The organism is Microbacterium sp. DWRC1-3 (genome assembly GCF_049896645.1).
GTDB lineage: Bacteria > Actinomycetota > Actinomycetes > Actinomycetales > Microbacteriaceae > Microbacterium > Microbacterium maritypicum.
This window is the reverse complement of the sequence record NZ_JAFCUS010000002.1, coordinates 473455-500299: the sequence shown is the minus strand read 5'-3', so window position 1 is coordinate 500299 and position 26845 is coordinate 473455. Positions and strand designations below refer to the sequence as shown.

The window sequence follows — 26845 nt, the reverse complement described above, 5'->3', positions numbered from 1 at the left end:
GGTCCGCCCGGCTCAGCGAGGCTGCACCGCGCGACACGCAAGATGCAAGGCGAGGCGCGCCTCCGGATCGGTCATGTCGATCCCGAGAAGCTCCTGAACGCGCCGGATCCGCACCATCACGGTGTTGCGGTGCAGGCCCAACGCGGTCGCGGTCGCGGCGATGCCCGACTCATGGTCGAGATACGCGGAGAGCGTGGTGAGCAGCTCGCCCCCTCCTTCCCGCAGCGGCGCGAGCAAGGACTCCGCAGCGGGGACGAACGTGTCGTTCCCCGTCCACGCAAGCAGGAGCTGTTCCAGCCCGAGGCTGTCGACGCGCACGAACCATCCTGTCGCGGAGCGTGAGGCCGCGATGCGCGCGGCATCCCCCGCTTCGTCCAAGGTCGTGGCGAGGCCTTCCGATCCGCCGTGGAGAGAACCGACGCCGGTCGCGACCGCGAAGTCGCGCAGCGCCCCCAGGTGGAGTTCGCGCAGAGCAGCGACAGCCCTCTCCACACGGTCCGGGTCCGGTGACTCGGGAAAGGTCAGCCACCCGCTCAGTCCTCGACCGGCCGTCGTCGCGTGCGCCTCACCGTCGATGGCGCTGAGTCCCGCGCTGACCGTGCGCAGCAGCGAGAAGGAATCGAGCCGTCCCCTCGCGACCATCCGGAAGCCGAGGTGATGACCCGCGGTGCGCCAGCCGCGCTCGATCATGCGCCGTTCGACATCGGCGTCGGCCGTGCCATGCAGATCGACGAAGTCGCGCAGGAGTCCGGAAGACACCGCGACGTCGTTCACCGCCGCCACCTCGTCGATCAGGATGCGCGCCGCGACTGCAGGCATCGCGACTTCGGCGGCGACCGAGAGCGACTGCACCTGCGCCTCGCTGAGGCCCCGGCCGAAGAGCACGAGCCGCAGACCGCTGCGACCCGGGCTGTCCACGCGCACCGATGCGGCCGCGGCGTCGCCGATGCTCGTCCGGTCGAGCCACGAGTCGAACCCGATCGCGGCATGAAGCCGTTCATCGAGAGGGGCGCCCGCTTCCTGCAGCACCCCCGACGAGTCGATCAGTGCGGCGCCGACGCCGAGGTTCGCCGCGATGTGGCCGAGCAGGTCGGCCAGGTCATCGGCGGCGTACTCGAACGACTGGGCGACCTTGCGTACCTGGCTCAGCGTGAGCGCGTCACGAGCCTCGATCAGCATCCAGCAGGCCTTCGCGAGTTGAATCGGCCGCTCGACGTCGAGCAGGCAGAGGCCGATCCGGTCCGCCAGGCGGAACGCCCCCGCATCGAAGGAGCCGGCACCGGCGAGGGCCAGTCCGGTGTATCCACGGTCACGCAACCGGCGCAGCAACGCGTCCTGCTGCCAGGTCGAGGTCGGACGCCCCGCCGTGAGGATCGCGAGCCGGTCGGCGCCGCTCTCGGTGAGCTCGGCCTCACCCGATCCCACCGCCACCGCTTCCCACGCCGCATCCGCCGGCCCGGCCACCCGTCGAAGGCCGCCGTTCTCGGCGTGGGCGAGCAGCGCCCCCAGCTGCAGCCACTCGTTCACGCGGCGTCCAGATCGTCGAGCCCGTAGGCGGACGGCAGGACTTTCGCACGCCGCTCAGGCCGGTCGTTCCACCATTGCGGCGCGGGGACGGCGAGGACCGCGACGTTACGAGCGAGGCGGAGTTCGGTGACCTCGAGGATCTCCCGTGAGACCGCATCGATGACCACGATGATCGTCGGGGCGGACGCCACCAGCTGCCCGTCGGTGAGCACGGCGAGCGTCTCCGAGCGTGTCACGATCCGGTGCACGGCACCCGCGAGCCCGCTGATCTCGACCGCGTTCACATGCGGGTCCTGCGTCGACGACGAGATCGAGACGATGCGCCCCTCGGCGAGCAGCTGCGCCCCCAGCGCATCGGCGAGCAGGGGAAGCGGGGCGATCATGGCGCCGAGATACGCCCTGCCGAGCTCGAGGGCATGGGCGAGATGGCCGCCGATCGCGTGCTCCCTCAGATCGCCGACCGTGAACCCGCCGAGCACGGCGCAGCCGACCCCACCTGCCTGGATGATCGCCGAGCGCACGACGCGCTCGGCGTCGATGGCACGATGCGCCTCGACGAGCGCGACACCATCGGCACCCGTGTCGCACGCGAACACGAGCCCGGGCACCCGGTCGACGAAGAGCGACATCTGGTCGAGTCCAGGCACCGCTCGTCCGGTGCAGTCCGCGTCGACGACCACGTGCGATCCAGCCAGGGTCAGCGGTGCGAGGCCGTTCATCCCTCCGCCCTCGAGCGAGCACACGGCGGAGACCGGATGTCCGATCCATCGTTGCACCGCGCTGAGGAGCCTGGCGAAGGGGTCCACCCCCGGAAGCCGCTCGCCCAGCAGCATCGTGGAACCGACGAACGCGACACCGAGACAGGGTGTGGCCGGATCCAGGGCCGAGATCGGCGAGACCTCGATCGGCCATTCCCCGTCCCCGGCGAGCATCAGCTCGAGCATGGTGGTCGAGCCGCCGCCACCGGACCCGAGCAGCGCGTAGCCGCGGGCGAGCGCGGTGAGGTCGTCGCGCTGCAGCTTCATGCGTCCAGCCTAGGGAGATTCGTCCTCGCCCACGGTCAGCGTCTCGATCGGGACGAACTCCGCCGCGAGACCGAAGGCAGAGGGGCCGAACGCGGCGAGCGCGGCCGGCGTGCGCATCATCGCGGGGGTGGAGATGCCGAGCACCCGCACGCGCTGTCCGTAGCGGAGCCCCTCTGTCGTGATCGGCTCGGCCGTCTCGTGGTCGACGACGCAGATCAGGTCCGGAACGATCGCCACGAGGGTGTCCCCCCGGCGAGCAGTGAGGTTCTCGTTCTGGAAGGAGATCTCGAACGTATCTCCGTCGTCGGCCCCGAGCGGCGCGATCACAGCGCGCCCCTTCGCGAACCCCTCGGTCGTACGCCGCTCGACATCGATGACCTTGCCGACGCAGAGCTCGCGCAGGTGCGGGTAGAGGGTGATGGACAGCGTCGAGGCGATCGCCTCGAACGGCGAGCGGTGCTCCTCGCGGGCGACACGGATGGCGCGGCCGAGCGCGAGTGCCATCGAGATCGTGCGGGGCACGGCCGTGCGCCGCACGTCTACTCCGGTCATCGCGTACTCGGCGATGTGTCCGACGCCGCCGAGGCGGATGGTGACAGCCCGGGCGAGCCACTCCATCTGGCGGTCGTCGTCGCCGGTGTCGATGACGACCTTCTCGCCCCGTTCTCCGGCGAGCGCGAGAGGCGAGCCATGAACGCCGTAGACGGCGAAGGTCTCCATCGACAGTTCGGGGAAGGCGCGCCCCATGCCGTCGGCATCCACCACCGGCAGCCCGGTCTCGGCCGCGACGATGAGCGGGATCATCGAGTTGATCCCGCCGCACTCGATCGGCATCGTCGCATCCGCCGTCCGCCCGAGGTGCTCCTCGAGTGTGCGCAGAGCCAGGGTGGGCTCCGTTCCGGCGGGGATCTTCTCGACCATCACGGTGGGGGCGCCCATCTGAGCCGTCGGGATCACGAACAGGTCGTCGGGGAGCTCGTCCGGGTCGAGGATCGTGATGCTCCCCTCCCCCAGCACACGCTCGACCAGCATCTTGCCGATATAGGGATCGCCTCCGCCGCCCGTGCCGAGCAGCGTCGCACCGCGAGCGAGGTCGGGGAGGTCGGCGGCCCTGAGCTGCCAGCTCATACCGCGACTCCCGTCCGGACGGTCCCCGCGGAGACGCTGCCGTCGAAGCGATGGGCCGCCATGTCGTATCCGAAGTAGCCGGGGCCGACCATCGCCAGCGCCGCCTCCGAGTGCCAGCGCTCGTCGGCGGGGGCTGCGATCACCCGCACCCGCTGCCCGTAGCGCAGGGCCTCGGTCGTGATCGGCTCGCCGGATTCGCCGTCGAGCACCATGATCAGGTCGGGAGTGGTCGCGAGGACCTCCCCGTCGGCTTCCGCCACCAGGTGCTCGTTCTGGAACTGCAGAGTCAGCCTCGCACCGTCGTCGCCGTCGATACGCGCACGTCCGCGAGCGAAGCCGGTCGTGGTGGCACGGTGCACGTCGACGACCTTTCCGTCGAACAGCTCGCGCCCGCCGAGGAGGTCGACCACCCCCGCGACCGGGTCCGTCTTCGCATCCCGGGCCGCAGCGATGCGCTGACCGATCTCGATACAGCGCGAGAGCGACCCCGAGACCATCGACTCGCGCGCCGCGGCGCCCGACATCGAGAATCCGGAGATCATGACCGAGCAGCCCATCTCGACGCAGGCGACACGGGCGATGCGCTCGGTCCATGAGTTGTCGACCGTCTGCAGCACTCCGGTGTTCCCCTTCTCGTCGCTGAACGCGAGGGGCGATGCGGTCACGCCGTACAGGGTCGGGAGCACCATCTGCAGCTCGGGGAACGCGCGCCCCATGCCGTCGGCATCGATCAGGGGCAGCCCCAGCGCTGCGGCAGCGGCGATCGGTATGGTCGAATTCACACCGCCCACCTCTGCGCACGCGATGTGGGTGACGGGGCGCCCGAGGTGGATGCCGAGGGCCTTGACCGGTTCGACCACCTCCGCGAGGCTCGGCAGCTTCTCGACCATGACGGTCGGTGCGCCCATCATCGCGACGAACAGCACGAGTGCGTCATCGGGCACCTCATCGAGGCCGACGACCGTGACGTCGCCGGAGACGAGTGCCTGACGGGCCAGGAGCGCACCGATGTACGGGTCTCCTCCCCCACCGGTGCCGAGGACGGCCGCGCCGCGCGCGAGTCCGTCGATGTGGGCGGGAGTGATGGTCCAGCTCATGTCACGCTCCCATGTCGAGGTCGCCGACGGCCTTCACGCGGATGCGCGTCGCGTTGCCGGGAAGGTAGGGGATCGGCACCTCGTCGAAGTCGATGATCGACACGGTCGAGGGCTTGGCGCCGGCCGCGATCGCCTTGTCGACGGCTTCTGCCCGCACCTCGGCGATCGTCTCCTCGCGACGGCCGGGTTCGATCGCGTAGACCTTGTCGATCTCTCCGCCGACCTGCGCGATCGATGCGCCGATGGCATTCGCGACCGCATAGTTCTCAGGGCGGTGTACGGTCCCGAACAACGGCAGCTCATCCGGGAGCAGGATGGAGCCGCCGCCGACCGCGACCACCGCGATGGGCTCGGGCGAGGTCCGCATGCGGTCGACGGCTTCGGACACGCGCTCAGCGATGCGGGCGAGCACGCGCTCGACGAACACCGGGTCGAGGTGTGCGACCCTGCTCGCATCTCCCACCTGTGCGCGTCCGGCCGCGACCGCGATGTCGGTGGCGGTCAGGGTCGATCCGCCGAAGACCAGAGCCTCCGTGTTCAGCTTGTAGCCGACGGATGCCGGCCCGACCTCGGCCGTCTCCTCATCGACGATGCTGCCGCCGCCGATGCCGAGCGAGAGCACATCAGGCATCCGGAAGTTCGTGCGGATGCCCGCGACCTTCACCTCGTTCGCCGTCTCACGCGGGAAGCCGTTGATCAGCAGGCCGATGTCGGCCGTGGTGCCACCCACGTCGATCACGGCGCAATCGTCGAGGCCGCTCGTGGCGGCGGCACCGCGCATCGAGTTCGTCGGCCCCGAGGCGAAGGTCGCAACCGGGTAACGGCGTACGTACTCCTCGTCCATGAGCGTGCCGTCGTTCTGGCTGAGGAAGATCGGCGCCTCGATGCCCTGGGCGCGCACGGCCGAGGTGAGCCCGTCGACGATCTCGGACGCGAGTTCACGCAGCGCGGCGTTGATGATCGTCGCGTTCTCGCGCTCGAGGAGCCCGATGCGTCCGATCTCGTGGGACAGCGAGATGGCGGCATCCGCCCCCAGCACCTCGGCGACGATCTCCGCCGCCCGCACCTCGAGGTCGTGGTTGACCGGGCTGAAGACCGAGGAGATGGCGACCGAGCGGATGCCATGCACCTTCATGTCCTCGGCGTGCGCCCGGATCTCCTCGGGGTCGAGGGGCGAGATCGGCCGGCCGTCGAACTCATAGCCGCCGTGCGCGAGGTAGCTGCGAGCCTGTGTGGCCTCGACGAGCACCTCGGGCCAGTCGATCAGAGGAGGCAGAGCCCGCGTTGCGGGCAAGCCGAGCCGCAGTGCGGCGACGGGTGCGAGCCGGCGCGCCTGCACGAGCGCGTTGATGAAGTGCGTCGTGCCGATCATGACGGCATCGATGTCTGCGCCCTCGAAGGAGTGTCCGGTGCGCAGATCCTCGATCGCCTGGATGATGCCGCTGGTGACGTCGGGGGTGGTCGAGTGCTTCACCCCCGCCAGAGTGCGGGTGCCGTCCATGAGGACTGCGTCGGTGTTGGTGCCGCCGACGTCGATACCGATGTGCATGATTCTCGCTTTCCTGGGAGGGATGTCTGTCTCGGGCGGCTCAGGCCGTCGCTGCTTGTTCGACCGGGGTCGCCTGCCGCGTCGTCGCCACTCCGACGCCGCGGACCCAGCCGAGCTTTCCTGCCACGATGTACAGCACCATCGACAGGAAGAGGCTGAGCAGCGATGGGATGCCCCAGGTGACGAAGTAGCCGACCAGCGCGGAGACCAGCCAGACGACGATCGTCGCGGGGACGATGCGCGGCGCGGTCGCCGGGAGAGTGCCGGCCTCGCGGGTGGCGTCCAGATCAGGACGCCAGCGGCGTACCACGTAGTACTCGGCGACCATGATGCCGGCGATCGGCGGGAACGCGACACTCAGCACGATCAGGAACTCGGTGAACTGTCCGAGGATGCCGACCGCGGCGAGGATGGATCCGACGACGCCCAGCACGATCGTCGTGGTGACGCGGTGCAGGTTCTTGCCGAATGCGGTGGAGATGAAGTTCACCAGGCCCAAGGTCGAGGAGTACAGGTTCCAGTCGTTGATCTTCAGCGTGCCGGTGAGCACGATGAACAAGCCGATGAAGCCGACCGACGACGTGACGATCGCGACGATGTCTCCGGTGGCGGCAGCGTGGGCCAACAGTACGCCGGCGAGTCCGATCACGAATTCGCCGAGCGAGACACCGAGCACGGTCTGCTTGACGACGTCGGCGCGCGAGCGGTTGAAGCGGGTCATGTCACCCGTGATGATCGCACCGACGATGAGGCCGCCGGCGACGATGCCGGTTCCAGCCCACACGCTCATGGTCGGACCGGGCGCGGGCCCCGTGAGCAGCTCACCGATGTCGTGCCGGCTCAGCTCGGTGATGACCGACCAACCGACCAGGATCAGGAACAGCGGCACGGTGATGTTCGCGAGCCACTGCATCCCGACGAATCCGAAGGCCACGATCGCCGTGACCGCGAGGCCGAAGATGAGGCTCCAGGCCCACACGGGCAGCGCACCGGGCATGAGGGCGTCCAGCGACTGCGCGGAGATCGCCGACTGGATTCCGAACCAGCCGATCAGGCTGATGCCGATCGCGAGCCCGACCAGCGAGGCTCCGATCTCACCGAAGCCGGTCCAGCGCGCCAAGAGCGCGGTGTTGAGCCCCTCCCGCTGCCCGATGAACCCGACCACGCACATGATCACCTCGAGGATGAGCGAACCGAAGAGGAAGGCGAGGACGGCCTCGCCGAAAGTCATGCTGTAGCCGAGGGTCGCGCCGAGGAGGAACTGCGAGAGGGCCGAGACCTGTCCGAATCGCTGCACGGCGATTCCGAACCAGGGCTTTCGGGCCTCGGGAGTCACTCGGGAGAGCGCGAAGTCGTCTGCGTGCGCCGTGCGTGCCATGAGGATCCTTCGGGAGGAGGGAACGGGTTGTGCGCCACAGTAGCGACGCTTCCCACACAGCCGACATGTGCATATCGCACGAGGATCGCCATCGGATGTGCTGATCGCACATCCGCATCGCTTCCGCGACCGGGCGAGACCTCGCGTCAACGACGAGACCCACTCGCGCCGACGCCGGCGGGAGTGGGTCTCGATTCGAAGCGTGGGTCTGGCGACCGCGGAATCAGTGCAGCGCGTTCGCCTGGATGAAGGCGCGGAGCGCGTGTTCGTCGTCGGCCATCTCGGTCACATGCTGCGGGGCATCGAGCATCTCCTGCAGCTCCGGCGCATAGCCGAGCTCGACGCCGATGGCCTCGTGGATGGTCTCGGCGAACTTCTCCGGCTTGGCGGTCTCGAGCACCAGCATCGGCACGCCGGGCTCGACGTACTCGCGCGCGACCTTGACGCCGTCGGCCGTGTGCGGGTCGATGACCTCACCGGTCGTCTCATACACCGAGCGGATGGTCGCCAGTCTGTCCTCGTGCGTCGACGTGCCGCTGACGATGCCGAACTCCTCGAGGAAGCGCTCCTGCTCGGAGGAGAAGTCGAAGTGGCCCTGTGCCTCGAGGTCGTCCCAGGCGCCGACCACGCGGGCAGGATCGCGGTCGACCAGCTCGAAGATGAAGCGCTCGAGGTTCGATGCCTTGGAGATGTCCATCGACGGGCTGGAGGTCGCGAGCGTCTGGGCGGCGCTGCGCGGGCGGTAGACGCCGGTGCGGAAGAACTCGTCCAGCACGTTGTTCTCGTTCGCGGCGAGCACGAGGCGACGGATCGGCAGCCCCATCTGCTTGGCGAAGAACCCGGAGAGGATGTTGCCGAAGTTCCCGGAGGGCACGGTGAACGACAGTTCGGTCCAGCCGCCGGCATCCGTGGCGCGCAGCCAGGCCCAGAAGTAGTAGACGGTCTGCGCCGTGATGCGCGCCAGGTTGATGGAGTTCACCGCGCCGAGGTGCTGCGCCCGCTTGAAGTCGAGATCTCCCGCGAGCTTCTTGACCAGGTTCTGGCAGTCGTCGAAGACCCCCTCGACCGCGATGTTGTGCACGTTCGCGTCGTCGAGCGAGAACATCTGCGCACGCTGGAATGCGCTCATGCGCCCCTGCGGCGACAGCATGAACACGGCGACGCGCTCCTTGCCGCGCAGGGCGTGCTCGGCCGCCGAGCCGGTGTCTCCCGAGGTGGCACCGAGGATGTTGAGCACGGAGTCGTTGCGCTCCAGCGTGTATTCGAGCACCTGGCCGAGGAACTGCATGGCCATGTCCTTGAACGCCAGGGTGGGGCCTTCGGAGAGCCCGACCAGAGTCAGGTCGTCATCGATCGCCCGCAGCGGCACCACGCCGTCGGGGAAGTCGGCGTAGGCCGCATCCGTCATCCGCGCCAGGTCCGCGCGCGGGATGTCGGTCGCGAACAGACCGAGCACCTCGGTCGCGAGCTGCGGGTAGGTCAGCGCACGCCAGCGCTCGAGCGTCTCGCCGTCGACGGTCGGCATGACCTCGGGCACAGCCAGGCCGCCGTCGGGCGCAAGGCCCTCCAGCAGCGTCTCGCTGAACGACTGCGGCTGCATGCCGCCGCGGGTGGAGATGAACTGCACGTTGGCTCCTCGGCTCGGGACTCGGCCTGTCCATTCTCGCAGGGTGTTCGCTTCCGAGATGACGCGATGACGGATGCCCGGCATCGGCTCAGAACAGAGAAGTCGGCAGAGCCCCCTCATGCTCCAGCAGCCAGCGCTTGGTCTCGAGGCCCCGCCCCTCGTCACCGCCGGAGTAGCCGCCGAGTCCATCGCCCGCGACGACCCGATGGCAGGGCACGATCAGCGGAACGGGATTAGCGCCCATGATCGATCCGATGCCCCTGGCCGGCACCGCCGTGCCGCTGCGCGCCGCGAGTCCGCCGTACGTGATGGTCTCCCCCTGCCCGACCGTCTCGTGGAGGGCCGTGAGCACCGCCCTCGTCGCCGCGGTCTGCTCGCCGAGGTCGATGGGAACGTCGAAGCGTCGCAGTGTGCCGTCGAAGTAGGCGGCGAGCTGAGCCAGCGCTTCGACGAGCAGGGGATCGGCGGCGGGGTCCGGCGGGACGACTCCACCCTCGGGCGGGGTCGACCGCCACATGACGCGGGTGATCGCCGCACCGTCGCTGACCACGCCGATGACACCGACGGGAGTCGAGAGCGTTCCGAAGGCCGACATGCGTCGAGGCTACCTCCGACTCCCGACTCCCGCCCCCGGCCAGCTGTGTCACCCTCGAGCGACCTGATGCCAGAGCGCTGCCCAGTCCTGCGGACGCAGATCGCGAGGAAGGCGACGCTCCCCCGCGCCGGAGGCCGCCACCGCACGTCGCGCCCGCGGCATCGAGATGCGAGCGGCTGTCGCCACGATCGCGGGGAGACCGCCTCCGCGCCCCGTGAACATGGCCCGGACGAACGCGTCGTACGCCCGTCGGTCGGCGTCCGGCACGAGGGGTGAACCACGACGGGTGATCGCGAGCAGACCGCCGTCCACGCTCGGCTGCGGCGAGAACCCCCACGCCGGCACCCGGCCCTCGAGGGAGAACTCGAACCACGGCGCCGATTGCGCGGTCATCATCGTGCCTCCGCCGACGCCTGCCCGCTTGCGCGCCACCTCCCATTGCGTCAGGAGTACCGCGTCATTCCAACGCCCGCTCGACAGCAGCCGCCGGAGGATCGGCGTCGTCAGGTGGAAGGGGATGTTGCCGACGACGACCTCGGCATCGAACGGGTGTCGCGTGGCATCGGCGACCTCGACGCGCACTCCGGGCAGCGCCCTGCGCAGTCGGTGCACGCGGTGCTCGTCGATGTCGATCGCGGTGAGCGGCCTGCCCAGTTGCGCGAGTGCGCGGGTCAGCGCGCCGTCACCGCAGCCCAGTTCCAGGATCGAGCCGGAGGTGCGACCGACGAGGGTGGAGAGGCGGGCGAGGGTCGGACGGTGGGTGAGGAAGTTCTGGCCGAGTTCGTGACGGCCGCCATGTATTGAACGAGGCATGAGTGCGCTCCAGAAGAAGAATCGGAGCACCCCGAAGGAGGGAGGACGCGGAGAGCGTCAGTGAGGACTGCCCGTCCCGAGGTGCGATGACATCTCGGTGGACGGCGCGCAGATGCGTGCGAAGAGCGAGCGCGCCGTCAGGCGCGGCGGTCGCGTGCGACGAAGGTGCGCCCCATCATGGGCGCAGCGCATATTGTTCCCATGCCCGTCAGCCTATCGGCAGTCAGATCCAGCCGCGTTCCTCGGCGATGAGCACGGCCTGCTGACGTGTGCCGACCGAGAGCTTCCCGAGGATGACGGAGATGTGGTTGCGCACGGTCCCGGGAGCGAGCGAGAGTGCCCGCGCGATCTGCCCGGTCGTCTCTCCACGACGGCCCGCCCGCAGCACGTCGAGCTCGCGATCCGTCAGCGGCGAGCGCTCATCGCTCAGAGCGTCCGCAGCGATCTCCGGATCGACGTAGCGGGCTCCGGCCGCGACGCGGCGGATGACCGCTGCGACCTCGTCCGCTCCGCGAGACTTCGGCAGGAAGCCTGCCACCCCGGAGGCCAGGGCACGGCGCAGCACCCCCGGACGCGCATGACGGGTGACGACCACGCAACGCGTCGCGATCGCCCTGTTCACCTTCTCGGCCACCTGCACGCCGTCGAGGCCCGGCATCTCCAGGTCGAGCAGACACACGTCGGGCCGCAGCCGCAGCGCCTCGGCGACCGCCTGCTCGCCGTCGGCGCACTCTGCGACGACGTCGATGTCGGGCTCCAGCCGCAGCAGGGCCGCGAGGGCCGAGCGGATCATCCCTTCGTCATCGGCGAGCAGCACCCGGATCATCGCGCCTCCTCCGAGGTCGAGGGCACGGTCACGGCCACGACGAACTCATCGGCATCGCGCCGCACGTCGAGGGAGCCGTGCGCCTCCTCGATCCGCCGCCGCACGCCCTCGAGACCCGAGCCGTCATGTTCGATCTCGGCGCCGACCGCCACGTCGTTCGCGATCTCGTAGCGCCACGCATCGGCGGTCCGGGTCAGCACGAGGCGCGCATGCACCCCGCCGCCGTGCCGCAGGACGTTCGTGGTCGTCTCTCGGATGACGGGTCCGAGAGCCGACGCCGGCGCCGCATCGGCATCCGCATCGATCGCGGCATCCACCTGCAGTCCGGCCGCGGTCAGCAGATCACGGGCGTTGGCCAGTTCGTCTCCGAGCGGGACAGAGCGGAACCGCATCGCGAGGTCTCTGGTGCCCTGGCGCGCCTCGTCGACGCTGATCCGCGCCGCGTGCAGCTGCTGCATCCCCGCCTCCGGGTCGTCCGGCAGCAGACGCTCGGCGAGTTCCAGCTGCAACGCGACGACCTGGAGATGGTGCCCTTGCAGGTCGTGCACATCGGTCGCCACGCGCAGGCGCTCCTGGGTCGCGGCGAGCCGGGCCTCGGACGTCCTGGCGCGGTCGAGGGTCACCAGCACATCCCACCACCACAGCGAGCTCACGCTCATTCCGGGGAGCATCGCCCCGTAGATGACCGGCATCCACCAGGGAAGCCCGATGCCCACCCCGCTCGTCGCCGAATCGACCAGGGCGAGCGCGATCAGGAGGAAGGTCGCCGCGGCGACGACCCGCACCCGCACGCCGCGAGGCCAGCTCAGCAAGACGAAGAACTGCACCACCGGCATGGCGGCGAGTTGCCAGCTGCCGACGAGGAGACCAGCCGTCACTCCGTAGCCCACCGCGACGACGAACGGCACGGCCAGCCGCCCCCAGGCGACGCCGGGTTCCGCATCGAGGCGGTGGCGATAGTCCAGGAGCAGCATCAGCGTCGACGCGCACCAGAGCAGACCACCGAGACCGATGAACAGCAGGATGCCTCCGCTCAGATCGACCGCGGCGGCGATGCCCGTCCAGGCTCCGACGAGCATCAGCTCGATGAACAGCACGGCCGTCACCGTGTACCACCAGGTCGCGGTGATGCCTCGCGCGAGCTGACGGGAGCCTGGCGCGGGTGCGGCGGCGAGGGCGGAGGGAACGCGGGTCACGCTCCCACGATAGGACCGTGACAGTTGTCACGGTCTCGTCGTGCGATCCGCCCGGGAAGCGGTGACGGGCCGACACTGCCGCGGAAGGGCGTGCTCGGCTGGACTGGAGTCATCGCGGCGGAGACTCCGTTCGCACCGACAACCGGGAGCATCCCATGAACCTCATCGAGAACTTCCAGAACCTGGTGGCGCAGGTCCCTGAGCTCGTGCAGCCGCTCATCGTCGCCCTCGCCGGCGCGGTCCCCTTCATCGAGGGCGAGGGCGCGGTGAGCATCGGCATCCTCGGCGGCATCTCCCCGGTGATCGCCGCGATCGCCGCGATCGTGGGCAACTTCCTCTGCGTCCTGGTGGTGGTGCTGGTGAGCTCGGGAGCGCGCCAGGCCGTCGTGAACCGTTCGCGCGCCAAGACCGCAGCGCTCGCGGGTGCCGGCGGGGGCACGGTCGAGGAGCCGGCCGCGGAGGTCTCGGACACGGGCCGTGGAAGCGCCCGACGCGAGAAGTTCCAGCGGGCTTTCGAACGCTACGGCGTGCCGGGGGTCAGCCTGCTCGGCCCCCTCCTGCTGCCGACGCAGTTCACCGCGACGATGCTCGCCGCGTCCGGCATCGGCAGGGCGCGCATCCTGTTCTGGCAGGCGGTGGCGATCACCGGATGGACCACCGTCGTCGCCGTCATCGTCGGAAGCGCGGTGTACGCCATCCGCTGATCCGTCACGGAAGAGCTGAATTCAAGATCTCTTGAATTCAGCCTTTTCTGTACAGTGGGGTGCGTGACCACCGCTCTCGCCTCGCTCACCCACACTGCCGCCGTCGCCCGACTCGGGCACGCGCTCTCGGATCCCACCCGCGCCGGAGTTCTGCTCGCACTGCGCGAAGCGCCCCGCTATCCCGCCGACCTCGCCGACGCCCTCGGCGTCTCACGCCAGGCGATGTCGAACCACCTCGCGTGCCTGCGCGGATGTGGACTCGTCGAGAGCGTCCCCGACGGTCGACGCAGCAGCTATCGGCTCGCGGACCGCCACCTCGCACCGGCCCTCGACATGCTCATGCGCGTCATGCTCATCGTCGAGCCGGACTGCTGCGCGGGCGACGGCTGCACCTGCTGATGACCACGTCCACCGCATCGCGACGCGACATCCTGCACCGCCGCATCCGTCTGATCATCGGCGTCACCATCGGCTACAACCTGATCGAGGCGGTCATCGCGATCGGTGCGGGATCCGTCGCGTCATCGGCAGCCCTCATCGGCTTCGGCCTCGACTCGACGATCGAGGTCCTCTCCGCGGCCGCCGTCGCCTGGCAGTTCACCCGCCGCGACCCCGAGCGCTGGGAGAAGCCGACGCTGCGTGTGATCGCCGTGGCATTCTTCGCCCTCGCGATCTACGTGACGACGACGTCCGTGACGGCTCTCGTCACCACCGAACGCCCGGAGCACAGCACGATCGGCATCCTCCTGACTGCCGCGAGCGTCGTCGTCATGCCCTTCCTGTCGTTCGCCGAGCGCCGCGCGGGTCGCGAGCTCGGCTCGGCCACGGCGGTCGCCGACTCGAAGCAGACGCTCCTCTGCGCGTATCTCTCCGCCGCGGTGCTGGTCGGCCTGGTCGCCAACTCCCTGCTCGGATGGTGGTGGGCCGATGCGGTCGCCGGGCTCGTGATCGCCGCGTTCGCGGTGCGCGAGGGCATCGAGGCGTGGAAGGGTGACGCCTGCGCGACCTCGGTCGGCATGCTCCTCGAAGACGACGACCAGCACGAGAGCGACCGCTGAGGCGAGCAGCACGACCTGCGCCTAGGTTGGGGAGATGGATGCCACTCCCCCACCACCCGGAGACCTGCTCGGACGCACGGTGCTGGTCACCGGCGCGAACGCGGGCATCGGCTACTGGTGCGCGGAGCAGCTCGCCACCCGAGGGGCGCGCGTGCTGCTGGGGTGCCGCTCCCCCGAGCGCGCCCGGACCGCGGTCACCGCGATCCGGGGTCAGGTGCCCGGCGCCGACCTGCGCGTGCTGTCACTCGACCTCGGCTCCCTCGACAGCGTGGCCAGGGCGGCCGCAGAGGTGGACGAGAAGCTCGACGCGGTCATCGGCAACGCCGGGGTGAAGGCTGCCGATCGGTCGGCGCGCACGAGCGACGGATTCGACCTCATGGTGGGCACCAACTTCCTCGGCCACTTCGCCCTCGTCGCACAGCTCGAGCCGCTCCTCTCACCGGATGCGCGCGTGGTCGCCGTCGGCTCGATCGCCCATCGCTTCGCGCACCTCGATCCCGACACCCTCGACGACCCGTGGAGCGGCCCCTCACTCCGCCAGTACGGACGATCGAAGGCGTCCTTGATGGCCTTCGCGTTCGAGCTGGCGCGACGCTGGTCCGGTTCCTCGCGCTCTGCGGTGTGCGCGCACCCCGGTTACGCGGTCGATCCGCTCACCCCGCCGCGTGCGGGTCTCGCCCCGGTGTCCGGCGTCGTCCGCGCCCTGGCCGCACCGACGCGCGTGCTCGTGCAGGGCAAGGACGGCGGCGCGCTGCCGATCGTGCACGCGGCCACGGCGGCCGATGTGGCCGGCGGGGACTACTGGGGTCCTGGCGGACTGCTCGAGTTCCGCGGGGCGCCGGCACGGGTGGCAGCCTCCGACGAGGTGCGCTCCGCGGACATCGGGTCGGCTCTGTGGTCGGCGGCGGAGAGCATCACCGGGGTGCGCTTCCCGACCTGATCCCGGTCGGGACCGAGAGCGTCGCCGCCGCCGACTTTCGGGCTCAGGCCTCCGGTTCGACGACCGGTTCGGTCACGACTCGTACCCGGGCGATGCGTCGTCGATCGAGCTCCGCGACCTGGATCGTGGCGCCCGGCACCTCCACGACGTCGCCGACGACGGCGAGACGCCCCAGCTGCTCCGTCACGAATCCGGCGATCGTGTCGGACGAACCGCGCGGCATCGACAACCCGGTGAGCTCCTCGAAGTCCTGCAGGTTGAGTCGTCCGTCGATGCCGTCGTCAGCCGAGATGAAGACCTCGGCGTCGTACTCGTCGAAGATCTCACCGACGACCTCCTCCACGAGGTCTTCCAGAGTGACCAGTCCGTCGGTCCCGCCGTACTCGTCGACGACCACCGCGATGTGGTGCCCCTCTGCGCGCATGCGGGTCAGAGTCGGCAGCACACGTGCGGTCGAGGGGATGTAGGGGATGTCGCGCATGAGCGCGCTCAGCGGACGCGTCGGATCGTCGGACGCGGCCTCGAAGAGATCGCGCACGTGCACGAACCCGGTGATGTCGTCGATCGAGGTCTCCGAGACGGGGTAGCGCGAGAACGGAAGGTCGCGCACCTGCGCCATCACCTCGCCGACGCTCGCAGCCTCGTCGAGGGCGACGACCTCGGGCCGCGGTCGCATGACCTCGCTGACCTGGCGACCGCGGAGGGACAGCACGTCGTCGAGGATGCGCCGTTCGTCATCGGGCAGCCCCTGATGGCTGGCCACGATGTCGCGCACCTCCTCATCCGTCATCTCGTCGCTGGTCTTGTGCGGATCGCCGCCGAGCAGCCGGACGAGGGCGTTCGTGGACACCGACAGCAACCAGATCACCGGGCGCATGACCGTCGCGAACCCGTTGAGTGCGGGAGCGACCGCGTAGGCGAACTGCGCATTGCGCTGGATCGCGAGGCGCTTGGGCACGAGCTCGCCGAGCACCAGCGACAGATAGGCGATCACGAGGGTGAGCACGAGCGTGGCGACCGTGAGCGCGAGAGCAGGGGCGAGGCCCCAAGACTCCAGCACCGGTGCCAGCGACGGCGCGATCGATGTCGCACCGTACGCCGCCGAGGCGAACCCGGCGACGGTCACACCGATCTGCACCGCCGACAGGAAGGTGTTGGGATTGCGGGCGAGGGCGGCGACCTTCGCCCCGCGGCGCCCGCGCTGACCGATGGCGTTGATCTGACTCTCGCGCAGCGTGACCAGCGCCATCTCCGTCGCAGCGAAGACACCGCCGATCAGCACGAACGCGAAGACGAGGGCGATGTTCCAGAGCAGGTCGCCCATCAGAGGGCCGCCTCGTCTGTGGTGGGGTGAGCGCCCGGGATGAACCGGGCGCTCGTACTGTCAGAGTCCGAAGAGTCAGAACAGCGCTGCGCGCTCAAGAGTGCTCCTTGTCAGTGGTGGTGGTGTCGGCGCCGGCCGGAACGGAATCCGGTGCCCGACGCGTCTTGAGAAGGCTGGCCACGGTCGCGACCGTGATGGTGGCGGCGATGAACAGCAGCGAGAACCAGATCGGGATCTCGGGAGCCCACAGCATCGGCTCGCCGCCGTTGATGAACGGAAGCTCGTTGACGTGCATCGCGTGCAGCACGAGCTTGACGCCGATGAAGGCGAGGATGACAGCGAGCCCCTGAGCCAGGTAGACGAGGCGCTCGAGCAGTCCGCCGATGAGGAAGTACAGCTGGCGCAGACCCATCAGCGCGAAGGCGTTCGCCGTGAAGACGATGTAGGCCTGGTCGGTGAGACCGTAGATCGCAGGGATCGAGTCGACGGCGAACACCAGGTCGATGAACCCGATCGCGATGATCGTGAGGAGCATCGGCGTGACGAAGCGCTTGCCGTTCTTCACCACGGTGAGGCGGTCGCCGTTGTACTCGTCGCTGACGGGGAGGTGACGGCGCACGAACGTCATGAATCGTCCGTTGGCCGGGTTGCTCTCGTGGTTGCTGAATGCCTGACGGTAGGCGAGCACGAGCAGCAGTGCACCGAACAGGTAGAAGATCCACGAGAAGTTCTCGATGAGCGTCGCGCCGACGGCGATGAAGATTCCGCGGAGGATCAGCGCGATGACGATGCCGATCATCAGCACCTTCTGCTGGTACTTCTTCGGCACGGCGAAGCCGGTCATGACGATGAGGAACACGAAGAGGTTGTCGATCGACAGCGCCTTCTCGGTCAGATACCCGGCGAAGTACTCCCCACCGAACGTCCATCCGGAGAAGACGCCGATGCCGACGCCGAACAACAGCGCGAGGCTGATGTAGAAGATCGACCAGCGCGCCGACTCCGCGATCGTCGGCTCGTGCGGGGTGCGCACGTGGGCGAAGAACTCGTAGACGAAGAAGGCGATCGTGATCGCGATCGTGATGACCCAGATCAGCGGCGTGATATCCAAATGAGGGCTCCAGACTCGGGGTACGACAGTACCGCCAAAGTCTTCTCCATTCCATGAGACATGGAACCGGTGGCCCGGGATGCGACATGCATCCGTAATGACGACCCCACCGTGTCGGAGTACTCCCCTTGGGATCTCCCAGATTAGGAGAAGTCCCTCTGCGATTCCTGTGGATCTGCCGAAAGTGCCATGCAGGCGGTCCGCTACTCCGGGGCGTCGGAGGGGGTGAGGTCCTGCTCCTCGGCGCGATCGATGATGGCGGGGAGCGCGTCATCGAAGAAGGCGACCAGGACGGCGCGGGTCTTGCTCGCATCGCGCTCGAGGATCGCCTCTCGGAGGGAGACGACGAAGGCACCGACGACATCCCAGTCGAACGCGTCCTTCGCATGCTGGCTGAACCGACGGATCTGCGGCCCGAGGCGGTCGATGACGACGGCGCGCGAGGCGTTGCCCTCGATGCGCGCGAAACCCGTCGCGGTCGCACGAAGTGCGATCCCGAAGCCGACGACGTCGCGGTCCTTCACCGCTGTCGACATCTCCCCGGCGAGCTCGGCGAGGTACGCGGTGTCGTCGTCCTGGATCCGAGGCATCACATGACGCACCGCGCCGATCCAGATGTCGCCGAAGAGGTCGACGGCATTGCGGACCTGATCCAGATCGATCGGCGCGACCCGGGTGTAGCGGTTGCGCTGCATCTCGACGAGGCCGTGGTCGGCCAGGCGGTCGAGGGCATGGCGGATCGGGGTCTTCGAGGTGCCGAGGCGTTCCGCGAGCTCGTAGTCGCGCAGCCGCTCTCCCGGACGCAGCTCGCCGCTGATGATCGCTTCCTGCAACCGGTTGTACGCTTCATCGCTCATCGACCTGCGTTCGAGGGGTCCACCTGAGAGTGCCACCGCTTAGTCCTCCACTCGAGCACGTCGACGCAGTAAAGCCTGAAATCTTACCTGCACTGCAATGTATCGCATCCGGCATGACGCCCGAGGGGTGCGGACTTCGTGAGCGAACGGGGCGGAGGCGCATGCGTTCCGTCAGGCTCCTTCATCGGCACGATCACGGAAGCGTAGGACGGAGACATGACCCTCACCGAGATCCTTCCCACGCTGCGACGGAGCATCCCCACTCCCCTCGACCGCTGGAGGTGGCCGACCCATTCGGAGCCCACGACCACCGATGTCGTGGTGGGCGGCATCTCGCTGATGCGTCTGTTCGAGATCAGCGGCTCACCCGCCGTGCTCACCGGAGACCTGCCGATACCCGGCACGGGCACCGACGTGACCGTGCTGCTGTTCCGTATCACCCTGCGTGTCGACACTCAGGAGGACAAGCGCATCGCCCTCACGGACTGCTCGTTCGACGGCGTCGATGCGGCGTGGGAGGAATGCCGCCTCATCGGCAGGGCTTCTTCGGCGAAGACGACGAGTATCGAGCTGATCCCCGGAGAGGAGGGCGGCGTGGCATGGCCGCACCCGGTCGCCGTCCTTCCGTCCGACCTTCGAGAGGGCGATCTCCTGGTCGTCCCCTGCATCGGTGCCGTCACGCTGCGAAACGTGCGGCCGCGCGCTGTGGGCGCGGCGGCGCTCCGGGTGGAGGCGTCGCGATGACCGTGCTGCACACCGTCCTGCACTCGACGGCCTTCGTGTGGAACGACCCGCGACGCGACGTGCGGAAGCTGTGGCCGACCGATACGGAAGTCCGTGCACACGACATCGTGGTCGCCGGACGTTCACTGACCGATCTCGCACGAGAGCGGCGCACCCCCTGCGTGCTGATCGCACCGACGGGCCCGTCCGCCGTTCACCCCGAGGCCGATGCGCACGTGACGCTGGTGGTGGCACGGATCATCGCTCGCGAAGAGCCCCACGGCTGGCACCGCGAGGTCGTGGTGACGGTCGACTGCGCCCTGCATGCGCTCGCGCCTCTGGTCACCCACATCGACCTTCTGCACTCCCCACGTGCCCGAGATCTCGCGCCGACGACTCTGCAGACGGCGAGTGACGGCACCCGGCTGAAGGCACGACTTCCGCAGGCCTGTGCGCCCGGCGACCTCGTCGTCTTCACCTGCACGGGCACTCTCTCGCTCAGCCAGGTCGTCCCCCGCGAGAACCCTGGCGCAGAGAGAGACGACGCCGAGGAGACCGAGGCGACGGGCAGGGCGTGCCGCAAGTATCAGAGCGACGCGGGCGTCGACTGATCGGCCGCCGGCGGGCTCGTCCTCTGCCCGGTGAGCGTCACCGCGCGGAGGTGGCGGCGATGGCCTCGGCCTGCGCATATGCCGCCGCCCAGATGCGGTCGAAGCGGTCGCGGTCGATCACGCCCTGGCGGCACGCGAGTGCGGCATCGCCCAGCGCCTCGGCAAGGCTGTCGAGGCGAAGCTGCTGGGCGCGCTCTCCCTCGGTGTCTTCGCCGAGGCCCGCCCTGCACGCAGAGACGGTGACCGTGCGGAGGCGGATGTCGCGCGATCGCCGGGAGAGCACGATGCCGATCGGAAGCAGCGCGGCCAGCAGGAGCGCGGCCGCGAACAACGGAGAGATCCCCACCGGGCACAGCACCACCCACGCCACGACCCCGCCGCCGAGCGACAACGGCGTGTACCAGCGGTGGGCCTCCGCGAGGCGGAGCTCTTCGTCCGTGGAATCCGGCGGATAGACCGCCAGCACGCACGCGACGGTGCCGTAATGGCTCACAGATCTCGACAGGTATCCCCACCGCGGAGGGCGCGCTGCCCTCGATGCCGTTGAGCCTGAGGGGAAGGGAGGACGGGAGATGACGGACATGCCTCCCACGTTGCTCCGGCCGCGCGCGGGAAGCACCGGTGCAGACGGAACCCATACGGCCGCCGTCGCCATCCATGCGGGATGACGACGGGTGCGGGACCATGCCGGTCGGCATGCCGGATCGACGCAGCCTGCGTGACGGGACGTGTGCTCGGGTAGTGGTGGGCCACTACCCGAGCACACGACTCACGCCTGGGTGGTTGTCTCCGCGTACTCACGTCGCCGACGGGCGACGAGCCAGAGGCCGAGGGTGAGCAGCACAGCGGCTCCGACGGTACCACCGACCCAAAGGGCGCCGCCGGTGATGGCGAGGGGCGGCACTACAGTGGTGAGCGTCTGACAGGCGGGGTCTTCCGACGCCGTCGGGCAGTTCGCACCGGAACCATCCGGGGTGACCACGACGTTCCGGATCTGTCCGACCTCCCGCACGGTGACCGAATACGTCACCGTGACGCTCGCGCCGACATCCACCGCTCCCTGCCAAGAGAGGACGGGAGCGTCATAGACCGCCCCGCTGCTCGCATCACCGTTGTAGGTGGCGATGCGCAAAGCCGACGTGAGGTCGTCGGTGAAGGACGCAGGCGCATCTTCGGTGTACGGCACCTGGCCCGTGTTCGTCACAGTGATCGTGTAGGTCAGTCGATCGCCGACCGTCGCGGTGGAGCTCGAGACGGTCTTCGCAACCTTGTACGTCGCGACCGGTGTCACCGTTTCGCAGCCGTTCTCGGTCTCACAACCGCCGCCGGGTCCGTCTGCGACGACCGCGTTGCGCAGCAACTTGTCACCGGTTGCCGGCTGGTTCACGGTCACGGAGTAGGTGACTGTCGATGTGGCGCCGATCTCGAGAGGGCCCGCCCACGTCAACTCGGTTCCGGAGAGCGTCGCGCCCGCCGTCGCATCGTCGTTGTAAGTGGCGTCGTCGAGTACGCCGGACATGTCGTCCGCGAAGGTCGCGGGGAGCGCGTCGGTGTATGCGACATTGCCCACGTTCGTGACGGTCACCGAGTACGTGACGACCCCACCGAGGACAATGCTCTCGGCATCGGAGGTCTTCCGGACCGTGTACCCAGCCACCGGGGTGACCGTGACGCACCCGTCTTCGACGCACTCCCCGCCGGGAGAGGTCGGGGTGACGACGTTCCGAAGCGAGAAGTCGCCCGTCACAGGGTCATCGACGGTGACCGAGTAGGTGACCTCCACGACCTCGCCGACCGCCAGCGAACCCGACCATGTCAGAGTCGTCCCCGCGACAGCACCGCCAGGAGACACGTCATCGTTGTACGACGAGTCGTCGAGCACGCGCGACAGGTCATCCGAGAACGAAGCAGGCTCGTCATCTGTGAACGCGATCTGCCCCGTGTTGGTCACCGTCACCGTGTAGGTGACGACATCACCCGGAAGCGCCGTTGCCGGGCTCACCGACTTCTCGAGGCTGAAGGTCCCCGCAGGAACGTTCTCGACGCAGGCCGGGTCCGTGGACCCGGGTGCGCAGTTGCCGCCAGTGCCAGGTGGGGTGACGACGGCGTTGTCGAGCTGCCTGTCTCCCGTGGCGGGGTCGTTCACCGTCACCGAGTAGGTGACCGTGACCGTCTCACCGACGCCCAGTGCACCCGACCAAGCGAGGGTCGGGGCCGTGTACGTGACACCGCTTCCCGTGCTGCTCGCACCGTCCCCGTTGTATGTCGCGTCGTCGAGCACGGCCGAAAGGTCGTCCGTGAAGGAAGCCGGCGACACGTCGGTGTACGCGACCTGCCCTGTGTTGGTCACCGTGATCGAGTATTCGATCACGTCACCGGGGACGACGTCGGTCGTATCCGTCGACTTCACGACCCGGAACGACCCGATCGGCGTCTCCACCACGCAGGCCTCGATGCAGGTCCCGCCCGGGCCCGTCGGGGTGACGGCGTTCCGGAGAACGAAGTCTCCAGTCACGGGGTCATCCACGGTGACGGAGTAAGTGACCTCGATGCTCTGCCCTGCCGTGAGGGCTCCGGACCAGGTCAAGACGTTGCCTGTGACCGTTGCCCCGGACGAGGCGTCGTCGTTGTAGACGGCGTCATCGAGCACCCCCGCCAGGTTGTCCGTGAACGTTGCCGGTGCGGTGGCGGTGTAATCCACGTCGCTGTTGTTCGTGACCGTCACCGTGTAGGTGACGACGCCGCCGGGCAGTGCCCTCGCCTGGTCGGAGGTCTTGTTCACCGTGTACGACGCCACCGGGGTCGTCGTGGTGCACTCCTCGTCGGGGTCGCACTCGCCGCCAGGAGCGGTGGGCGTGACCACGTTCAGGAGGCTCCGATCACCGGTGATCGGGTCGTTGACCGTCACCGAGTACGTCACCTCGACGCTGGCACCCACTGCAAGTGCTCCAGCCCAGGTCAGAGTGGAGCCGGTGATCGCACCGCCAGCGGAGACGTCGCCGTTGTACGTGGCGTCATCCAACACCCCCGACAGGTCGTCCGAGAACGATGCCGGCGTGGCGTCCGTGTAGTCGACTTCGCCGGTGTTCGTGACGGTGACGGTGTAGGAGACGACATCTCCAGGGATCGCCGTCGCGACGTCCGCGGTCTTGGAGACCATGAACGACGAGATCGGCGTCTCTGTGACGCAGGCGCCCGCGGGGTCGCAGTCCCCGCCGGGAGCGGTGGGCACGACGGCGTTCGTCATCGTGCCGTCACCGGTTCGCGGATCATTCACAGTGACCGAGTACGTCACGGTCACCGTCGCCCCTACCGCGAGCGGACCAGCCCAGGAGAGATCGGATCCTGCGACGGTCCCGCCAGGAGACACATCGCTGTTGTAGGTGGCGTCATCGAGGACTTCGGAGAGGTCATCCGTGAACGTCGCCGGAGATCCGTCGGTGAACGCCACGGCACCTGTGTTCACCAGCGTGACCGTGTACGTCACGACAGCTCCCGGAATGGCGGAGGTGACGTCGGCCGTCTTGGTGACCGTGTAGCCCTGGATCGGCGTGCTGGTGCACTGCTCGGTCGCGGGGTCGCAGGCCTCCGGCGGAGTGGTCCCCGGGGGAACGAGGAAGTTGTTCGCCAGGCTGTTGCCTCGAGCATCCGACGCATTGACCGTCACCGTATAGGTCACGACAGCCGTGGCACCGGCCGCAAGAGTCCCCCGCAGCTCCAGCACGTCACCGATCGGACCCGCAACCGTCACCGACCCGGTGTCCGATTCCGGGGCGCCGGTGAGCGTGGCGTCGTCGAGAACGTCGCTGAGGTTGTCGTCACGGAGAATATCGACCGAAGTCGCACCGGTGTTCGTGATCGTGACGGAGTAGGTGAGCTCGGTGCCCTCACGAACCGGGGTCTCCGAGGCCACGACGGACTTCGCGTACGTGACGCCGGTGATCGGCGTCGACGTGCAGTCGGGGGCGTTCGGATCGGTCGGAACACATTCCCCATCCGTCGGCGGAATGTCGCCCGGAGCGAGGAGGAAGTTGGTGGCGACGCTGTCCCCGCGCTCGTCGTCAGGAAGGACGGTCACCGTGTAGGTCACTGTGTACACCTGGCCGACGGGCACCGAACCGGTGATCGAGATCTGCGCACCGTTGCGTGCGACGGTGAGGCCGTTCGCAGAGGTCGGCTCGGTCGTCACCGTGGCGTCGTCGAGCACGAAGGTCAGGTCGTCGACGGCGTCGACCGTCGCAGCGGTCTGTCCGTCGTTGTCGAAGTACAGCGTGTAGGTGATCGTCGATCCGGCGACGACCGGGTTAGACGACGGCGTCGCGGCCTTCCACTGCTGCAGCGCAGCACCGGGAATGGTGACCGAATCGCACGCGAGAGCCCCGGGAGCAACCTGGTCCGAGGGGACGCAGGCGTTGTTCGTGAGTCGGTTGTCGCCCCCACCCGTGTAGGTGACTGTGTAGGTGATGGTCGCCGTCTGCCCCGCGGCCAGCGCGCCAGACCACGACAGCGTGTTCCCGTTGCGGGTCGCCGTTCCCACGTCGGCGCTCAGCGACGCGTCATCGAAGGTCGCCGCATCCAGAACCCCGGAGAGGTCATCGGTGGCGGTTGCAGGAGCTGCGGCAGTGTAGTCGCCGGGACCGGGGTTGGTCACGGTGACCGTGTAGGTCACGTCCCCTCCGACCGCAGGGAGATCCGTCTGATCCGCAGACTTGGAGATCGTCAGACGCGGAAGCTCGTACTCGACCACTGCGCACGGCTCACCCGTCACTGGATCCTGCCCGTTCACAGGAGGATCGCATGCGGGCGTCACGGGGTTGCCCGGGTCATTCGGCTGCCACGCGACGTTGCGCACGACCCCGTTACCGGAGTTGTTCAGTGTCACCGTGTAGGTGATCTCGACCGTTGCTCCCACGGCGAGGGGCCCGGTCCAACTCAGCAACGGCGAGGAGTACGAGGGGACGGACCCGAGAGAGGATGCGGCATCGTCGTTGTAGGTGGCGTCGTCGAGGATGCCGGACAGGTCGTCGAACACGACGGCAGGGAGTTCGTTCGTGTAGTCACTCTGGCCCGTGTTGGTCGCCGACACCGTGTAGGTGACCGTGTCTCCCGCACGCGTATCCGCGGTCGCGTCCGAGGTCTTCGTCACTTCCAGCGCGGGCGGTGCTGCCTCGTTGCTGAATGTGCACAGGACATCGGATCCCGCGAACCCGTTGTCCGGCATCGTGAACGATCCCGACGACGTCATCCCAGACGCCAGGGTGGTCTGGCTCACGGAATCGAAACATGTCCAGACGGTGTCATAGGTGCTCAGCACCGTTCCGTTCGCCCCGACCTCGGAGATGTTGTAGGTCACGCCCGCCGTTCCGATGACCGGACCGGCGATCTCTGCAGGAGTGTCTTGCAGGCCGGTGTCGGTCCCCGCCGTCGTGCCCACGTTTCCCTGAGAGATCTCGCCTCCGGTCACCGACACGGTGAACTGGTCTCCCGGCTGAACCCGCCCTGAAGGAAGGTCCTTGATCACGCGGATCACGTTCGGGGAGGCGCACGAAGCGAAGTCACCGACGGTGTTCGTGGTCGGTGTCATGGTGACGGTCGAGACCACCTGGCCCGATGACGGGTTCACCGCGTAGCGAACCCGTTCGGTGCCGCCGGCGGGGACCCCTGCCAGGTAGAGCAGGCCGTCGCTGCCGAAGGCCACCGAACCGAGCGATCCGCCGGGAGGACTTGCGATCGACGTCGTGGGGAGAAGCGGACCCGTCGCCGTCCCGGTAGTGGGAATCGGAGTGTCCACCGACAGCAGAAGACCGGCGCTCACGATGTAGAGGCGCCCGCTGGTGTCGAAGGCGAAGTCGCCGTTGTTACCTGCGCCGAGCGAGACTCGCGCGATGATCCCCGGGATCGCCGCGTTGGTGATGGTGTTCCACCCGTAGATGTAGAGCACGGACGACGAGACGACGCCGTAGTAGTAGATGTCTGCGGTGGGGCTGTAGGCACCCATCACGATGCCGCCGTTGGTTGCGGGAAGCCCGGTCAGAGTGAAGACGGAAGATGTGGTCGTCGCTCCCGTGCTCGCGTTCACCCGAGTGATCGAGGTCGTCGTCTGGTTGGTGGCCTGCTGGGCCATCCAGAAGAACCCCTTCTCCCCGTCGGCAGCCAAAGCGTTGAGGAGATTCGTGGTCGTGACCACGTTGTTCACCGTCAGGGCACCGCTGGCCGTGTTCAGCGAGTAGATGTTGTGCTGGTTGGCACCAGCACCGGCGGGACTCTGGTCCAGCCCGTACACCGCTCCGCAGGTAAGCGGGTCGAGCAGTGCGGCCTGGGCCGGCGCCGGATTGAGGGCTCCCGCGCCGATAGAGAGCACCCCTCCGACCAGAGCAGCAGTGAGAGCCACCGCGATCGATCGCGCCGGTGCGAGCAAACGCCGCTCCTGGCGCGCGTCAGCATCGCGTGTTCGTCGATCCCGACGCTTCGAAATCCCTCGAAACAACCCTGCACCAAACATCGGTGATCCCTCTCCCCTTGTTTCCCACGCACTCCCCGTGGTCGACCCAGTAAAGACTGCGTCTCAACGCATCGTGTCGTGAAACCTGGGAAATCTCAATGAACTGTTTTGTCACGACGCTGGATCGTGACCTGACGGGGACAAGCCCGGTGCTCTCCCTCAGACTGACTCTTGCCGAGGACATCAAGCGCTGCGCCGCCCAGGTGGAGCAAGAACCTCTTGGTTCAGATCTGATGACTAAAATGCGCGGATGA

The 26845-nt window shown here is 68.3% G+C and carries 22 protein-coding genes; 6 read left to right on the top strand and 16 right to left on the bottom strand.

Features of this window, described 5'->3' with window-relative positions; genetic code table 11:
- Positions 1–12: 12 nt before the first annotated feature.
- The 11 genes from ACP699_RS15015 to ACP699_RS14965 form a co-directional block, all read right to left on the bottom strand.
- Positions 13–1527 carry a PucR family transcriptional regulator gene (locus ACP699_RS15015; RefSeq protein ID WP_302791077.1) on the bottom strand — a complete coding sequence of 505 codons (1515 nt, stop codon included), beginning with the start codon at positions 1525–1527 and terminating at the stop codon, positions 13–15.
- Complete coding sequence (locus ACP699_RS15010; protein ID WP_127481873.1) at positions 1524–2552, bottom strand: DUF917 family protein; 1029 nt, start codon at positions 2550–2552, stop codon at positions 1524–1526. Before ACP699_RS15010 ends, ACP699_RS15015 begins: the two co-directional genes overlap by 4 nt.
- A 9-nt stretch (positions 2553–2561) precedes the next feature.
- Complete coding sequence (locus tag ACP699_RS15005) at positions 2562–3680, bottom strand: DUF917 domain-containing protein (RefSeq protein WP_426172075.1); 1119 nt, start codon at positions 3678–3680, stop codon at positions 2562–2564.
- Entirely contained in the window at positions 3677–4777 is a 1101-nt protein-coding gene (locus ACP699_RS15000) for a DUF917 domain-containing protein (RefSeq protein ID WP_426172073.1), read from the bottom strand. The genes ACP699_RS15005 and ACP699_RS15000 overlap by 4 nt, the downstream gene beginning before the upstream one ends.
- Position 4778: 1 nt before the next feature.
- On the bottom strand, positions 4779–6326 hold the full coding sequence (locus ACP699_RS14995; protein WP_055877028.1) for a hydantoinase/oxoprolinase N-terminal domain-containing protein: 1548 nt from the start codon (positions 6324–6326) through the stop codon (positions 4779–4781).
- A gap of 40 nt (positions 6327–6366) precedes the next feature.
- A complete protein-coding gene (locus ACP699_RS14990; RefSeq protein ID WP_055877025.1) occupies positions 6367–7704 on the bottom strand; it encodes a purine-cytosine permease family protein in 1338 nt (445 codons plus the stop codon).
- A gap of 223 nt (positions 7705–7927) precedes the next feature.
- The gene (thrC, locus tag ACP699_RS14985) at positions 7928–9331 is read right to left on the bottom strand and encodes a threonine synthase (RefSeq protein WP_302791072.1); all 1404 of its coding nucleotides are present in this window, start codon (positions 9329–9331) and stop codon (positions 7928–7930) included.
- 88 nt (positions 9332–9419) lie between these two features.
- Positions 9420–9926, bottom strand: a complete 507-nt coding sequence (locus tag ACP699_RS14980) for a methylated-DNA--[protein]-cysteine S-methyltransferase (RefSeq protein ID WP_314476095.1) — start codon at positions 9924–9926, stop codon at positions 9420–9422.
- Between the two features lie 48 nt (positions 9927–9974).
- Positions 9975–10739 carry a 23S ribosomal RNA methyltransferase Erm gene (gene erm / locus ACP699_RS14975; protein ID WP_302791070.1) on the bottom strand — a complete coding sequence of 255 codons (765 nt, stop codon included), beginning with the start codon at positions 10737–10739 and terminating at the stop codon, positions 9975–9977.
- 223 nt (positions 10740–10962) lie between these two features.
- Positions 10963–11565: a response regulator transcription factor gene (locus ACP699_RS14970; RefSeq protein ID WP_017828078.1), complete on the bottom strand. Its 603-nt coding sequence runs from the start codon at positions 11563–11565 to the stop codon at positions 10963–10965.
- Entirely contained in the window at positions 11562–12761 is a 1200-nt protein-coding gene (locus tag ACP699_RS14965; protein ID WP_426172069.1) for a sensor histidine kinase, read from the bottom strand. The genes ACP699_RS14970 and ACP699_RS14965 overlap by 4 nt, the downstream gene beginning before the upstream one ends.
- Positions 12762–12916: 155 nt before the next feature.
- Here ACP699_RS14965 and ACP699_RS14960 point away from each other — a divergent pair, with 155 nt between their 5' ends.
- From ACP699_RS14960 to ACP699_RS14945, 4 genes are all read left to right on the top strand, one after another.
- The gene (locus ACP699_RS14960; RefSeq protein ID WP_426172067.1) at positions 12917–13465 is read left to right on the top strand and encodes a small multidrug efflux protein; all 549 of its coding nucleotides are present in this window, start codon (positions 12917–12919) and stop codon (positions 13463–13465) included.
- Between the two features lie 63 nt (positions 13466–13528).
- Positions 13529–13864: an ArsR/SmtB family transcription factor gene (locus ACP699_RS14955; RefSeq protein WP_017828075.1), complete on the top strand. Its 336-nt coding sequence runs from the start codon at positions 13529–13531 to the stop codon at positions 13862–13864.
- A complete protein-coding gene (locus tag ACP699_RS14950; protein WP_426172064.1) occupies positions 13864–14523 on the top strand; it encodes a cation diffusion facilitator family transporter in 660 nt (219 codons plus the stop codon). Before ACP699_RS14955 ends, ACP699_RS14950 begins: the two co-directional genes overlap by 1 nt.
- A gap of 34 nt (positions 14524–14557) precedes the next feature.
- Positions 14558–15463, top strand: coding sequence for an SDR family NAD(P)-dependent oxidoreductase (locus tag ACP699_RS14945; RefSeq protein ID WP_426172062.1), 906 nt, complete (start codon positions 14558–14560; stop codon positions 15461–15463).
- Positions 15464–15506: 43 nt separating this feature from the next.
- Here ACP699_RS14945 and ACP699_RS14940 read toward each other — a convergent pair whose 3' ends face one another.
- The 3 genes from ACP699_RS14940 to ACP699_RS14930 all read right to left on the bottom strand — a co-directional run bounded on the left by ACP699_RS14940 (position 15507) and on the right by ACP699_RS14930 (position 18755).
- On the bottom strand, positions 15507–16787 hold the full coding sequence (locus ACP699_RS14940; protein WP_055877003.1) for a hemolysin family protein: 1281 nt from the start codon (positions 16785–16787) through the stop codon (positions 15507–15509).
- Between the two features lie 94 nt (positions 16788–16881).
- Positions 16882–17898, bottom strand: coding sequence for a TerC family protein (locus tag ACP699_RS14935; RefSeq protein WP_426172060.1), 1017 nt, complete (start codon positions 17896–17898; stop codon positions 16882–16884).
- A gap of 203 nt (positions 17899–18101) precedes the next feature.
- The gene (locus ACP699_RS14930) at positions 18102–18755 is read right to left on the bottom strand and encodes a GntR family transcriptional regulator (RefSeq protein WP_055876997.1); all 654 of its coding nucleotides are present in this window, start codon (positions 18753–18755) and stop codon (positions 18102–18104) included.
- 216 nt (positions 18756–18971) lie between these two features.
- Here ACP699_RS14930 and ACP699_RS14925 point away from each other — a divergent pair, with 216 nt between their 5' ends.
- Positions 18972–19499, top strand: a complete 528-nt coding sequence (locus ACP699_RS14925; protein WP_055869895.1) for a hypothetical protein — start codon at positions 18972–18974, stop codon at positions 19497–19499.
- Entirely contained in the window at positions 19496–20089 is a 594-nt protein-coding gene (locus ACP699_RS14920; RefSeq protein ID WP_314476121.1) for a hypothetical protein, read from the top strand. Before ACP699_RS14925 ends, ACP699_RS14920 begins: the two co-directional genes overlap by 4 nt.
- A gap of 37 nt (positions 20090–20126) precedes the next feature.
- Here ACP699_RS14920 and ACP699_RS14915 read toward each other — a convergent pair whose 3' ends face one another.
- Positions 20127–20672 (bottom strand): DUF6611 family protein, encoded by a 546-nt coding sequence (locus ACP699_RS14915; protein WP_426172058.1) that lies wholly within the window; start codon positions 20670–20672, stop codon positions 20127–20129.
- A 186-nt stretch (positions 20673–20858) separates the two neighbouring features.
- Complete coding sequence (locus tag ACP699_RS14910; RefSeq protein ID WP_426172056.1) at positions 20859–26507, bottom strand: beta strand repeat-containing protein; 5649 nt, start codon at positions 26505–26507, stop codon at positions 20859–20861.
- Between the last annotated feature and the right edge of the window lie 338 nt (positions 26508–26845).